The organism is Pseudomonas sp. 2822-15, assembly GCF_002742515.1.
GTDB lineage: Bacteria > Pseudomonadota > Gammaproteobacteria > Pseudomonadales > Pseudomonadaceae > Aquipseudomonas > Aquipseudomonas salomonii.
Window position 1 is genome coordinate 215,062 of sequence record NZ_LJRY01000183.1, and the last position, 13,391, is coordinate 228,452.

General features: G+C 61.9%; 10 protein-coding genes. All 10 read left to right on the top strand.

Features of this window, described 5'->3' with window-relative positions; all coding sequences use genetic code 11:
* The first annotated feature begins 286 nt into the window (after positions 1-286).
* The 10 genes from hutU to hutG all read left to right on the top strand — a co-directional run bounded on the left by hutU (position 287) and on the right by hutG (position 13,222).
* Complete coding sequence (gene hutU / locus AOA59_RS13125; RefSeq protein WP_099487740.1) at positions 287-1,990, top strand: urocanate hydratase; 1,704 nt, start codon at positions 287-289, stop codon at positions 1,988-1,990.
* A gap of 206 nt (positions 1,991-2,196) precedes the next feature.
* Positions 2,197-3,642 (top strand): cytosine permease, encoded by a 1,446-nt coding sequence (locus tag AOA59_RS13130; RefSeq protein ID WP_099487742.1) that lies wholly within the window; start codon positions 2,197-2,199, stop codon positions 3,640-3,642.
* 69 nt (positions 3,643-3,711) lie between these two features.
* Positions 3,712-4,677, top strand: a complete 966-nt coding sequence (locus AOA59_RS13135) for an ABC transporter substrate-binding protein (protein WP_099487744.1) — start codon at positions 3,712-3,714, stop codon at positions 4,675-4,677.
* Between the two features lie 72 nt (positions 4,678-4,749).
* Positions 4,750-5,601: a proline/glycine betaine ABC transporter permease gene (locus AOA59_RS13140; RefSeq protein WP_017138613.1), complete on the top strand. Its 852-nt coding sequence runs from the start codon at positions 4,750-4,752 to the stop codon at positions 5,599-5,601.
* Complete coding sequence (locus AOA59_RS13145; protein WP_099487746.1) at positions 5,598-6,422, top strand: glycine betaine/L-proline ABC transporter ATP-binding protein; 825 nt, start codon at positions 5,598-5,600, stop codon at positions 6,420-6,422. The genes AOA59_RS13140 and AOA59_RS13145 overlap by 4 nt, the downstream gene beginning before the upstream one ends.
* 131 nt (positions 6,423-6,553) lie before the next feature.
* Positions 6,554-8,077 carry a histidine ammonia-lyase gene (gene hutH / locus AOA59_RS13150; RefSeq protein WP_099487748.1) on the top strand — a complete coding sequence of 508 codons (1,524 nt, stop codon included), beginning with the start codon at positions 6,554-6,556 and terminating at the stop codon, positions 8,075-8,077.
* A gap of 18 nt (positions 8,078-8,095) precedes the next feature.
* A complete protein-coding gene (gene hutH, locus AOA59_RS13155) occupies positions 8,096-9,634 on the top strand; it encodes a histidine ammonia-lyase (RefSeq protein ID WP_099487750.1) in 1,539 nt (512 codons plus the stop codon).
* Between the two features lie 145 nt (positions 9,635-9,779).
* Entirely contained in the window at positions 9,780-11,189 is a 1,410-nt protein-coding gene (locus AOA59_RS13160) for an amino acid permease (protein ID WP_099487751.1), read from the top strand.
* A 15-nt stretch (positions 11,190-11,204) separates the two neighbouring features.
* Positions 11,205-12,410, top strand: coding sequence for an imidazolonepropionase (hutI, locus tag AOA59_RS13165; RefSeq protein ID WP_099487753.1), 1,206 nt, complete (start codon positions 11,205-11,207; stop codon positions 12,408-12,410).
* Positions 12,411-12,421: 11 nt separating this feature from the next.
* Positions 12,422-13,222, top strand: coding sequence for an N-formylglutamate deformylase (hutG, locus tag AOA59_RS13170; protein WP_099487755.1), 801 nt, complete (start codon positions 12,422-12,424; stop codon positions 13,220-13,222).
* Positions 13,223-13,391 lie beyond the last annotated feature (169 nt).

Genomic DNA, 13,391 nt, shown 5'->3' on the forward strand with positions numbered 1-13,391 from the left:
TTTTCATTGCTCATAAAATCTGTTTCCAGCCCGCGCACCAATTTGTTACCGAATGCCCCAGCTTGGCGCAATGCCAGGCCGTCCTGAACAATGCCCCCATCCGCAAACTCCCTCTGTAAGAAAATTCACCAAGCCTCAACCCCTTAATTTCCGAGGCTTTCACACCCCTCCCAAAAAAATCTCAATCGCTCTTTCACCAAGTTGGCCGCTTGATTGCATATGCTTGTACATACAAGTAAAGATGTGTGCGTAAGACTCTCCTTCGCACCATCAATGTTCGCGCACCATGCCGAGGAGTCCAGCTGTGACCGATTTTTCGAAAGCCAAGCCTACTAAATACCGTGACGTCGAAATCCGTGCCGCTCGCGGTAACAAGCTCACCGCCAAAAGCTGGCTGACTGAAGCACCGTTGCGCATGCTGATGAACAATCTTGATCCGCAAGTGGCCGAGAACCCGAAAGAATTGGTGGTGTACGGTGGTATCGGCCGTGCGGCGCGTAACTGGGAGTGCTACGACCAGATCGTCGAGAGCCTCACTAACCTGAATGACGACGAGACCCTGCTGGTGCAATCCGGCAAGCCGGTCGGCGTGTTCAAGACCCACAGCAACGCTCCGCGCGTGCTGATCGCCAACTCCAACCTGGTGCCTCACTGGGCCAGTTGGGAGCACTTTAACGAACTGGATGCCAAGGGCCTGGCCATGTACGGCCAGATGACCGCCGGCAGCTGGATCTACATCGGCAGCCAGGGCATCGTGCAGGGCACCTACGAAACCTTCGTCGAAGCCGGCCGCCAGCATTACAACAGCGACCTCACCGGCCGCTGGGTCCTCACCGCCGGCCTCGGCGGCATGGGCGGCGCTCAGCCGTTGGCTGCGACCCTGGCTGGCGCCTGCTCGCTGAACATCGAGTGCCAGCAGGTCAGCATCGATTTTCGTCTGGCCAGCCGTTATGTCGACGAGCAAGCCACCGACCTCGACGACGCCCTGGCCCGCATCGCCAAATACACCCAGGAAGGCAAGGCCATCTCCATCGCCTTGCTGGGCAACGCGGCCGAAATCCTGCCGGAACTGATCAAGCGCGGCGTGCGCCCGGACATGGTCACCGACCAGACCAGCGCCCACGACCCACTCAACGGCTACCTGCCGGCCGGCTGGACCTGGGACGAATACCGCGCCCGCGCCAAGACCGAGCCGGCTGCCGTGATCAAGGCCGCCAAGCAGTCGATGGCCGTGCACGTCAAAGCCATGCTGGAATTCCAGAAGCAAGGCATTCCGACCTTCGACTACGGCAACAACATCCGCCAAATGGCCCAGGAAGAAGGCGTGGAAAACGCCTTCGACTTCCCAGGTTTTGTACCGGCCTACATCCGCCCACTGTTCTGCCGTGGTATCGGCCCGTTCCGCTGGGCTGCGCTGTCGGGTGACCCACAAGACATCTACAAGACCGACGCCAAAGTCAAAGAGCTGATCCCGGACGACGGGCACCTGCACAACTGGCTGGACATGGCCCGCGAGCGCATCAGCTTCCAGGGCTTGCCGGCACGTATCTGCTGGGTTGGCCTGGGCCAGCGCGCCAAGCTTGGCCTGGCGTTCAACGAAATGGTACGCAGTGGCGAGCTGTCGGCGCCGGTGGTGATCGGCCGTGACCACCTCGACTCCGGCTCGGTCGCCAGCCCCAACCGCGAAACCGAAGCCATGCAGGACGGCTCCGACGCCGTGTCCGACTGGCCACTGCTCAACGCCCTGCTCAACACCGCAAGTGGCGCGACCTGGGTGTCGCTGCACCACGGCGGCGGCGTGGGCATGGGCTTCTCCCAGCACTCGGGCATGGTGATCGTCTGCGACGGTACCGACGAAGCGGCTGAGCGCATTGCCCGCGTACTGCACAACGACCCGGCCACCGGAGTGATGCGTCACGCCGATGCCGGTTACCAGATCGCCATCGACTGCGCCAAGGAACAGGGCCTCAACCTGCCGATGATCAAGTAACAGCTGGCCTGGTTCCTCTGGGAGCTGGCTGTGTGGGGGCTGGCTTGTGTGGGAGCTGGCTTGCCTGCGATGCAGGCGACTCGGTCTCTCGGCAGAACCGAGAGGATGCCATCGCAGGCAAGCCAGCTCCCACATTTACCCTGCTGTGTACACAAGACATGTTTCACCCGCACCACCGAAAAACAATCCATCAGAGGTTGAACACCATGGCTGCAAATGACACCACCCCGTTGATCGAAAGGCGTTCGATCGACTACATCCCGGAAGCGGAAAGACACGGTCGTCTATTGAGCCAGTTCACCCTGTGGATGGGTGCCAACCTGCAAATCACCGCGATTGTCACCGGGGCCTTGGCCGTGGTGCTCGGCGGTGATGTGTTCTGGTCGTTGATCGGTCTGCTGATCGGCCAACTCATCGGCGGCGGCGTCATGGCGTTGCATGCGGCGCAAGGGCCAAAACTTGGCCTGCCACAGATGATCTCCAGCCGGGTGCAATTCGGCGTTTATGGTGCAGCCATTCCGATTGTGCTGGTTTGTTTGATGTACCTCGGCTTTACCGCGACCGGCACCGTGCTGTCGGGGCAAGCGCTGGGCCAGTTGTTCGGGGTCAGCGACAGCGTCGGTATCCTGATTTTTGCCAGCGTGATCGTACTGGTCACCGTACTGGGTTACCGGGTGATCCACTTTATTGGGCGTGTCGCCAGCGTCATTGGCGTGATTGCCTTCGTCTATCTGTTCAGTCGTTTGATGAGCCAGACCGACGTTGGCGCGCTTTTGCAGATTCGCCACTTCAGCTGGAGCAGTTTCCTGCTGGCGGTGTCGCTCGCGGCCTCCTGGCAGATCGCCTTCGGCCCTTACGTGGCGGACTATTCACGTTACCTGCCAAACAAAACATCTTCGCTGAAAACCTTTTTCGCCGCCGGTGCGGGTTCAGTCATTGGTGCTCAGGTGGCGATGGTCCTTGGCGTGTTTGCCGCGGCCATGTCCAACGGGCAATTTGCCGGTCACGAAGTCGCCTACATCGTCGGGTTAAGTGGTACGGGCGCCACCGCTGCGCTGCTGTACTTCAGCATCGCGTTCGGCAAGGTCACCATCTCTACCCTGAACTCCTACGGCAGCTTCATGTGCATTGCCACCATCATCAGCGGCTTCCGTGGTCGCCTGGAGGTCACGCGCCTGCAACGTCTGGTGTTCGTGCTGGTGATCGTCGGCACTGCAACCCTGATCGCGTTGCTCGGCCAGCACTCGTTCCTCGGTGCGTTCAAGTCTTTCATTCTGTTTCTACTGGCGTTCTTCACGCCGTGGAGTGCGATCAACCTGGTGGATTACTACTGCATCACCCGCGAGCGCTATGACGTGCCGGCGTTGGCCGACCCGAATGGCCGCTACGGTCGCTGGAACCTGCTGGGTATCAGCGTCTATGTGTTCGGCGTGCTGGTGCAGTTGCCGTTCATCTCGACCAAGTTCTACACCGGCCCCTTGGTTGCCGCGCTGGGTGATGTGGATATCTCCTGGATCATCGGCCTGGTACTGCCTGCGGCCCTGTATTACGTGTGTGCGAAAAAATGGCACGGCACAGTGCCCGATCACCTGATCCTGCCAATAGAGCAGGGCGCTGCACCAACGACAAACGGGCTGGCTGCACAAGCCTGATGGGACGTGGACAGGGCAGGATGCCTACTGACTGCCGTAATCCATTTCAAGATTGGGAGCGTCACAACAATGAAGATGAATAAAACCCTGCTGGCCACCGTGTTATCTGCAGGCTTGCTGGCCACTGCCGGCGCCCAGGCGGCGGGTTGGTGCGAGTCCGGCAAGCCGGTGAAGTTCGCCGGGCTGAACTGGGAAAGCGGCATGCTGCTCACCGACATCCTGCAAACCGTGCTGGAGAAAGGCTACGGCTGCAAAACCGACAGCTTGCCGGGCAATTCCATCACCATGGAAAACGCCCTGAGCAGCAACGACATCCAGGTGTTCGCCGAAGAGTGGGTAGGCCGCAGCGAAGTTTGGAACAAGGCCGAGAAGGCCGGCAAAGTCGTTGGCGTTGGCGCGCCCGTTGTCGGTGCCGTCGAAGGCTGGTACGTGCCGCGTTACGTGATCGAAGGCGACGCCAAGCGCAAGCTGGAGCCCAAGGCGCCGGACCTGAAAAACATCGCCGACCTGGCCAAATACGCCTCGGTGTTCAAGGACCAGGAAGAACCGTCCAAAGGCCGCTTCTACAACTGCCCGGCCGGCTGGACCTGTGAGCTGGACAACAGCGAGATGCTCAAAAGCTACGGCCTGGAAAGCACCTACACCAACTTCCGCCCTGGCACCGGCCCGGCGCTGGATGCCGCTGTGCTGTCGAGCTACAAGCGTGGCGAGCCGATCCTGTTCTACTACTGGTCGCCCACCCCGCTGATGGGCCAGGTCGATCTGGTCAAGCTCGAAGAAAAGCCCGGTGTGGATAAAAGCGTGAGCATCAAGGTCGGCCTGTCCAAGGTCTTCCACGAGCAAGCGCCTGAACTGGTAGCGGTGCTGGAAAAGGTCAACCTGCCCATCGACCTGCTTAACCAGAACCTCGGTCGCATGGCCAAAGAGCGGATTGAGTCGCCAAAACTGGCGAAAATTTTCCTCAAGGAACATCCTGAAGTCTGGCACGCATGGGTGAGCGACGACGCAGCCAAGAAAATCGACGCGGCCTTGTAGGTCAAGGGTGTCCGGCTACCCTGAGGGGTTAGCCGGGCACACGGCCACAACCCACTGGATCGAGAGCACGCTATGTTTCCTGAGAGTTTTACGTTTTCCATCGCCGACTGGGTCAACGGTTGGGTGGACTCGCTGGTCACCAACTACGGTGATGTGTTCCGGCACATCTCCGACACGCTGTTATGGGCCATCGTCAACCTGGAAGGCTTGCTGCGCGCCGCGCCCTGGTGGCTGATGCTCGCCATTGTCGGCGGCATCGCCTGGCACGCCACCCGCAAGGTGGTGACCACGGCGGTGATCGTCGGTCTGCTGTTCCTGGTGGGCGCGGTTGGCCTGTGGGACAAGCTGATGCAAACCCTGGCGCTGATGATGGTCGCCACGGTGATCTCGGTGCTGATCGGCATTCCGCTGGGCATCCTGTCGGCACGCAGCAATCGCCTGCGTTCAGTATTGATGCCGCTGCTCGACATTATGCAAACCATGCCCAGCTTCGTGTACCTGATCCCGGTGCTGATGCTGTTTGGCCTGGGCAAGGTGCCGGCGATTTTCGCCACGGTGATCTACGCCGCGCCGCCGCTGATTCGCCTCACCGACTTGGGCATTCGCCAGGTCGACGGCGAAGTCATGGAAGCCATCAACGCCTTCGGTGCCAACCGCTGGCAGCAACTGTTTGGCGTGCAACTGCCGCTGGCGCTGCCGAGCATCATGGCGGGCATCAACCAGACCACCATGATGGCGTTGTCGATGGTGGTGATCGCCTCGATGATCGGCGCCCGTGGTTTGGGCGAAGACGTGCTCGTCGGCATCCAGACCCTCAACGTTGGCCGTGGCCTCGAAGCCGGCCTGGCGATTGTGATTCTTGCAGTGGTCATCGACCGCATTACCCAGGCCTATGGTCGTCCACGGCATGAGGCGAGCAAATGACTACTGTCAGCAAAATTGAAGTTAAAAACGTCTTCAAGATTTTCGGCAACCGCTCCAGGGAAGCGCTGGCGATGGTTGGTCAGGGCAAGACCAAGGACCAGGTGCTGGCCGAGACCGGTTGCGTGGTCGGCGTGAACGACCTGTCACTGAGCATCGGCACCGGCGAGATCTTCGTGATCATGGGCCTGTCGGGTTCGGGCAAGTCCACGCTGGTGCGCCACTTCAACCGCCTGATCGATCCTACCAGCGGCGCGATCCTGGTGGACGGCGAAGACATCCTGCAACTGGACATGGAAGCCCTGCGCCAATTCCGCCGCCACAAGATCAGCATGGTATTTCAGAGCTTCGGCTTGCTGCCCCACAAGAGCGTGCTCGACAACGTCGCCTACGGCCTCAAGGTGCGCGGCGAAACCCAGCAGGTGTGCGCCGAACGTGCGCTGCACTGGATCGAAACCGTGGGCCTGAAGGGCTACGAAAACAAATACCCGCACCAGCTTTCCGGCGGCATGCGCCAACGTGTCGGCCTGGCCCGCGCCCTGGCGGCGGACACCGACATCATCCTGATGGACGAAGCCTTCAGCGCCCTCGACCCGTTGATTCGCGCCGAGATGCAGGACCAGTTGCTGGAGCTGCAAAAGACCCTGCACAAAACCATCGTGTTCATCACCCACGACCTCGACGAGGCGGTGCGCATCGGCAACCGCATTGCGATCCTCAAGGACGGCAAGCTGATCCAGGTCGGCACACCGCGCGAGATTCTGCATTCGCCGGCGGATGAGTATGTGGACAGGTTTGTTCAGCGCCGGGCGGCGGTGGTGTAGCTGATCGTTCCCACGCTCTGCGTGGGAATGCATCCCGTGACGCTCCGCGTCACACCTGACAGCGGGACGCGGAGCGTCCCAGGCGGCGTTCCCACGCAGAGCGTGGGAACGATCAATTCAAGAGGCTCAAGATGTCCCAGGCAACAACAATCATCATCGCCGATGCCCCTCTGCGTTGGCAGGACGTGGTCGCCGTCGCCCGCCATGGCGCCGTGCTCGAACTTTCGGGCCACGCCTGGGCGCGCATCGACAATGCCCAGGCCATCGTGCAGCGCATCGTCACCAGCGGCGAACGCGCCTATGGTGTGAACACCGGCCTGGGCGCGCTGTGCAATGTGTCGCTCAAAGGTGAACAACTCAGCCAGCTGTCGCGCAACACACTGCTGAGCCACGCCTGTGGCGTCGGCCCGGTGCTGAGCGACGAACAGACCCGCGCGATCATCTGCGCAGCCGTCATCAACTACAGCCACGGCAAATCCGGCCTGCACCCGCAGGTGGTGCATTCGCTGCTGGCGTTGCTCAACCATGGCATCACGCCGCAAGTGCCGTCCCAGGGCTCGGTGGGCTACCTGACCCATATGGCCCACATTGGCGTGGCCTTGCTCGGCGTTGGTGAGGTGAGCTATCGCGGCCAGATCGTGACGGCGCAAGCCGCATTAAAAGCCGAAGGTTTACCGCCTGTGGTGCTCGGCGCCAAAGACGGCCTGTGCCTGGTCAATGGCACGCCGTGCATGACCGGCCTGAGCTGCCTGGCCCTGGCTGACGCGCATCACCTGCTGCAATGGGCCGACGTGATCGGCGCCATGAGTTTCGAAGCCCAGCGTGGTCAAATCGACGCCTTCGACGAAGCCATCATCGCCCTCAAGCCCCACCCGGGCATGCAGCAAGTCGGCATCAACCTGCGCGCCTTGCTCGACGGCAGTGAAGTGATCGCCAGCAGCAAAGGCATCCGCACCCAGGACGCGCTGAGCATCCGCTCGATCCCGCAGATTCACGGCGCGGCACGTGATCAGGTTGAACACGCCACACGCCAGATCGAGACCGAACTCAACAGCGCCACCGACAACCCGCTGGTGCTCGGCACGCCGGACAACTACCGCGTGGTGTCCCAGGCCAACCCGCATGGGCAGTCTGTGGCGTTGGCGGCCGATATGCTCGCCATCGCCATGGCCGAAATCGGCTCGGTGGCCGAGCGTCGCCTGGACCGCCTGATCAACCCGCATGTCAGTGGCTTGCCGGCGTTTTTGGTCAGCAACCCTGGGGTCAACTCCGGGATGATGATCGTGCAGTACGTCGCCGCCTCGCTGTGCGGGCAAAACCGCCAGCTGGCGCAACCGGCGGTGCTCGACAATTTCGTCACCTCGGGCCTGCAGGAAGACCACTTGAGCATGGGCACCAATGCCGCGCTCAAGCTGCATCAGCTGTTGGCCAACGTCACCCAGATCCTCGCCATCGAGTACCTGCTGGCGGCCCAGGCGTTCGAGTTTTTGAAGGACCAGCGTTTTGGCGCGGGCACTGACAGCGCCTGGCGTCTGTTGCGTGAAAAGGTCCCGGCCTACGAGCAGGACCGCTGGCTGGCGCCTGACATCGCGAGCGCCGCCGCGTTGCTCAAGGACACCGCTTTGCTGCACCACGTATTACCTAATTTGCACTAAGAATAATTCACAAGGAGCATGAATGTGACTGCGCTAAATTTGATTCCAGGCCAACTGAGCCTTGCCCAACTGCGGGCTATCTACCAGCAGCCGGTAACCCTCAGTCTGGATGACAGCGCCACGGCGCAGATCGAAGCCAGTGTGGCCTGCGTGGAGCAGATTCTCGCCGAGAACCGCACCGCCTACGGCATCAACACCGGTTTCGGCCTGCTGGCCTCGACCCGCATCGCAAGCGTTGACCTGGAAAACCTCCAGCGTTCCCTGGTGCTGTCCCACGCCGCCGGCGTCGGTGAGCCGATCAGCGACGCGCTGGTGCGGCTGGTCATGGTGCTCAAGGTCAACAGCCTGAGCCGTGGGTTTTCCGGCATTCGTCGCCAAGTGATCGACGCGCTGATCGCACTGATCAACGCCGAGGTGTACCCGCACATTCCGCTCAAAGGGTCGGTCGGTGCTTCCGGCGACTTGGCACCACTGGCGCATATGTCGCTGGTGCTGCTGGGCGAAGGCAAGGCACGCTACAAGGGCGAATGGCTGGAGGCCACCGACGCGCTGAAAGTTGCCGGCCTGACGCCGCTGACGCTGGCGGCCAAAGAAGGCCTGGCGCTGCTGAACGGCACCCAGGTGTCCACCGCCTATGCGCTGCGCGGCCTGTTCGAAGGCGAAGACCTGTTCGCCGGTGCGCTGGCGTGCGGTGCCCTCACAGTGGAAGCGGTGCTTGGCTCGCGCTCGCCGTTCGACGCACGTATCCATGCCGCCCGTGGCCAGCGTGGGCAGATCGATGCGGCTGCGGCCTATCGCGACCTGCTCGGCGAGAGCAGCCAGGTGTCCCAGTCGCACCAGAACTGCGACAAAGTACAAGACCCGTATTCCCTGCGCTGCCAGCCACAAGTCATGGGCGCCTGCCTGACCCAGTTCCGCCAGGCCGCCGACGTGCTGGTGGTAGAGGCCAATGCGGTGTCGGATAACCCGCTGGTCTTTGCTGCCGAAGGCGACGTGATCTCCGGCGGTAACTTCCACGCCGAGCCGGTGGCCATGGCTGCCGACAACATGGCGCTGGCGATCGCAGAAATCGGTTCGCTGAGCGAGCGTCGTATCTCGTTGATGATGGACAAGCACATGTCGCAACTGCCGCCGTTTTTGGTCGGCAATGGCGGGGTGAACTCCGGCTTCATGATCGCCCAGGTCACCGCTGCGGCGCTGGCCAGTGAGAACAAGGCGCTGGCGCATCCCCACAGCGTGGATAGCATCCCGACGTCGGCCAACCAGGAAGACCACGTGTCCATGGCCCCGGCTGCGGGCAAGCGTTTGTGGGAAATGGCCGAGAACACCCGTGGCGTACTCGCCGTCGAGTGGCTGGCGGCGTGCCAGGGCCTGGACCTGCGCGACGGTTTGAAAACTTCGGCCAAGCTGGAAAAAGCCCGCGCGATTCTGCGCGACAAAGTGGCGTTCTATGAAAAGGACCGCTTCTTCGCGCCAGACATCAACGCCGCCAGCGAACTGCTCGCCAGCCGCTGCCTGAATGAGCTGGTGCCGGCCAAGCTCCTGCCGAGCTTGTAACCGATCGTTCCCACGCTCTGCGTGGGAATGCTGCCCTGGACGCTCCGCGTCCGCTTTTAGAGTCGTGACGCGGAGCGTCACAGGATGTGTTCCCACGCGGAGCGTGGGAACGATCTTCTCCTCATAAAAATAATAGGGACGAGAAATGCACCAGCAAGAAAAGGGTTTGAAACGCGGGCTAAGCGCCCGACATATTCGCTTCATGGCACTCGGTTCCGCGATCGGCACCGGGCTGTTCTATGGGTCCGCCTCCGCCATCCAAATGGCCGGCCCTGCCGTACTGCTGGCCTACCTGATCGGCGGCGCTGCGGTGTTCATGGTGATGCGCGCCCTCGGTGAAATGGCCGTGCACAACCCGGTGTCCGGTTCCTTCGGCCAGTACGCCAGCACCTATTTGGGGCCGATGGCCGGGTTTGTGCTCGGCTGGACCTACGCGTTTGAAATGATCATCGTCTGCCTCGCCGACGTCACCGCCTTCGGCATCTACATGGGCTTCTGGTTTCCCGAGGTCGCGCGCTGGGTCTGGGTGCTGGGCATCGTGTTTTTGATCGGCGGCCTGAACCTGTGCAACGTCAAAGTGTTTGGCGAAATGGAGTTCTGGCTGTCACTGCTCAAGGTCGGCGCCATTGTGGCGATGATCCTCGGCGGCTTTGGCATCATGCTGTTCGGCATTCATTCGGCAGGCGAAACCCAGGCCAGCGGCCTGAGCAACCTGTGGGCCCACGGCGGCTTCATGCCTAACGGCATCGGTGGCCTGATCGCCTCGTTCGCGGTGGTGATGTTTGCGTTTGGCGGCATCGAAATCATCGGCATCACCGCCGGTGAAGCCAAAGACCCGCAGCGCGTGATTCCCAAGGCGATCAATGCAGTGCCGCTGCGCATCCTGTTGTTTTACGTGCTGACCCTGTTTGTGTTGATGGCCATCTACCCGTGGCCGCAGATCGGCAGCCAGGGCAGCCCGTTCGTGCAGATCTTCAGCAATCTGGGTATCGGCTCGGCGGCGACCATCCTCAATATCGTGGTGATCTCCGCCGCCGTCTCGGCCATCAACAGCGACATCTTCGGCGCCGGCCGCATGATGTATGGCCTGGCCCAGCAAGGGCAGGCGCCCAAGGGTTTCGCGCAGCTGTCCAAACACGGCGTGCCGTGGATGACCGTGCTGGTAATGGGCGCGGCGTTGCTCGGCGGGGTGGTGCTCAATTACCTGATCCCGGAAAACGTGTTCCTGCTGATCGCCTCGATTGCCACCTTCGCCACCGTGTGGGTGTGGCTGATGATCCTGTTTACCCAGGTCGCCATGCGCCGCTCCATGACCAAGGAACAGGTGGCCGAGCTGAAATTCCCGGTGCCTTTCTGGCCCTATGCGCCAGCGGCGGCCATCGTGTTCATGCTGTTCGTGTTTGGTGTGCTGGGTTACTTCCCGGATACCCAGGCGGCTTTGCTGGTCGGCGCCGTGTGGATCGTGCTGCTGGTGCTGGCTTACCTGCTGTGGGTCAAACCCGCCGCCGGGCAAGCGGCCAGGGTTCATTACGATCCGGCTTTGTCTCATCGATAACTTAGGGAGGCGTTGATGAAAACGCTTTGGCAACACTGCCACGTCGCAACCATGGCCCACGGCAAATACTCGATCATCGAGGATGCCGCGATGGTCACTGCCAATTCACTGATTGAGTGGATCGGCCCGCGCAGCGAAGTGCCGACGGCGGACTACGCCCAGGTGCATGACCTGCAAGGCGCGTGGGTCACCCCCGGGCTGATCGACTGCCACACCCACACGGTGTTCGGCGGCAATCGCAGCGGTGAATTCGAGCAGCGCCTTGAAGGCGTGAGCTACGCCGAAATCGCCGCCAAGGGTGGCGGTATTGCCAGCACCGTGCGCGCCACCCGCGCCGCCACCGAAGATGAATTGTTTGCCAGCGCCGAAAAGCGCTTGCGCAGTTTGCTGCGTGACGGCGTGACCACGGTGGAGATCAAATCCGGCTATGGCCTGGACCTGGTCAACGAGCGCAAGATGCTGCGGGTTGCGCGGCGCCTTGGCCAAGCGCTGCCGGTGAGCGTGCGCGCCACGTGCCTGGCGGCTCACGCGCTGCCGCCGGAGTACAAGGACCGCGCTGACGATTACATCGAGCACATCTGCGCCGAGATGCTGCCGGCGCTCGCGGCCGAAGGGCTGGTGGATGCGGTTGATGCCTTCTGTGAATACCTGGCGTTTTCCACCGAGCAGGTGGAGCGTGTGTTCAAGGTCGCCCAGCAGTTGGGCTTGCCGGTGAAGCTGCACGCCGAGCAGCTGTCCTCTTTGCACGGCTCCAGCCTCGCGGCGCGTTACCACGCACTGTCGGCCGACCACCTGGAGTTCATGACCGAAGAAGACGCCATCGCCATGGCCGCTTCCGGCACTGTCGCGGTGTTGCTGCCGGGGGCGTTCTACTTCCTGCGTGAAACCCAATTGCCGCCGATGGATGCGCTGCGCAGGCACGGCGTGAAGATCGCCATCGCCAGCGACCTCAACCCCGGCACCTCGCCGGCGCTGTCGGTGCGCCTGATGTTGAACATGGCTTGCACCTTGTTCCGCATGACTCCGGAAGAAGCCCTGGCCGGCGCCACGCAACATGCGGCCACCGCGCTGGGCATGGGCGACACCCATGGTTCGCTGGAAGTGGGCAAGGTTGCGGACTTTGTCGCCTGGCAGATTGATCGCCCTGCCGACCTGGCCTACTGGCTGGGCGGCGAACTGGATAAACGCGTCGTGCGCCATGGCGTCGACGTCACCGTCTGAGGAGTGTTGTTGTGGATAAGGTTCTGAACTTCAAACAAGGCCGCGTGCCGCTGCTGATCAGCATGCCCCACGCGGGTTTGCGCCTGACGTCTGCGGTCGAAGCCGGGCTGATCCCCGAGGCACAAAGCTTGCCGGACACCGACTGGCATATCCCGACGTTGTATGACTTTGCCGAAGCACTGGGCGCCAGTACCTTGTCGGCCGAGTACTCGCGGTTTGTGATCGACCTGAACCGGCCGTCCGACGACAAACCGCTCTACGCCGGCGCCACCACCGGGCTGTACCCGGCGACCCTGTTCGATGGCGTGCCGTTGTTCCGTGAAGGGCAGGTGCCGTCCGAAGAAGAACGCGTAACCTACCTGCAAAAGATCTGGGGCCCGTACCACCGCACGCTGCAAGAAGAGCTGGCGCGGCTCAAGGCCGAGTTCGGCTACGCCTTACTGTTTGATGCGCACTCGATCCGTTCGGTAATCCCGCACCTGTTCGACGGCAAGCTGCCGGACTTCAACCTTGGCACCTTCAACGGCGCGGCGTGTGACCCCGAACTGGCCAGCCAGCTGGAAGGCATCTGCGCTCAGCATCCGCAATTCACCCATGTGCTGAACGGGCGCTTCAAGGGCGGGCATATCACTCGCCACTACGGCGACCCGACGCAGGATATTCATGCGGTGCAGTTGGAGCTGTGCCAGAGCACGTATATGGAAGAGGTTGAGCCGTTCCGGTATCGCACGGATCTGGCTGAGCCGACGCGGGTGGTATTGAAGCAGTTGCTGGAAGGGTTGTTGGCCTGGGGGCAGAAGCGCTACAGCTGATATCGCTATCGCAGGCAAGCCAGCTCCCACATTTGAATGTATTCACAGATCAAAATGTGGGAGCTGGCTTGCCTGCGATGGGGCCTTCCGGGTCGCCCCAGTGCAACTGCCGGTCGCCACAGTTCGTGTCAGCACAGGTCCCGCTGGGTAAGGTTGTGGGTACGGCGCG

What these genes read in the sequence shown, in the direction of transcription:
- hutU (WP_099487740.1), top strand. Translation starts at nt 287, where the DNA reads ATGCCGAGGAGTCCAGCTGTGACCGATTTTTCGAAAGCCAAGCCTACT.
- AOA59_RS13130 (WP_099487742.1), top strand. Translation starts at nt 2,197, where the DNA reads ATGGCTGCAAATGACACCACCCCGTTGATCGAAAGGCGTTCGATCGAC.
- AOA59_RS13135 (WP_099487744.1), top strand. Translation starts at nt 3,712, where the DNA reads ATGAAGATGAATAAAACCCTGCTGGCCACCGTGTTATCTGCAGGCTTG.
- AOA59_RS13140 (WP_017138613.1), top strand. Translation starts at nt 4,750, where the DNA reads ATGTTTCCTGAGAGTTTTACGTTTTCCATCGCCGACTGGGTCAACGGT.
- AOA59_RS13145 (WP_099487746.1), top strand. Translation starts at nt 5,598, where the DNA reads ATGACTACTGTCAGCAAAATTGAAGTTAAAAACGTCTTCAAGATTTTC.
- hutH (WP_099487748.1), top strand. Translation starts at nt 6,554, where the DNA reads ATGTCCCAGGCAACAACAATCATCATCGCCGATGCCCCTCTGCGTTGG.
- hutH (WP_099487750.1), top strand. Translation starts at nt 8,096, where the DNA reads ATGAATGTGACTGCGCTAAATTTGATTCCAGGCCAACTGAGCCTTGCC.
- AOA59_RS13160 (WP_099487751.1), top strand. Translation starts at nt 9,780, where the DNA reads ATGCACCAGCAAGAAAAGGGTTTGAAACGCGGGCTAAGCGCCCGACAT.
- hutI (WP_099487753.1), top strand. Translation starts at nt 11,205, where the DNA reads ATGAAAACGCTTTGGCAACACTGCCACGTCGCAACCATGGCCCACGGC.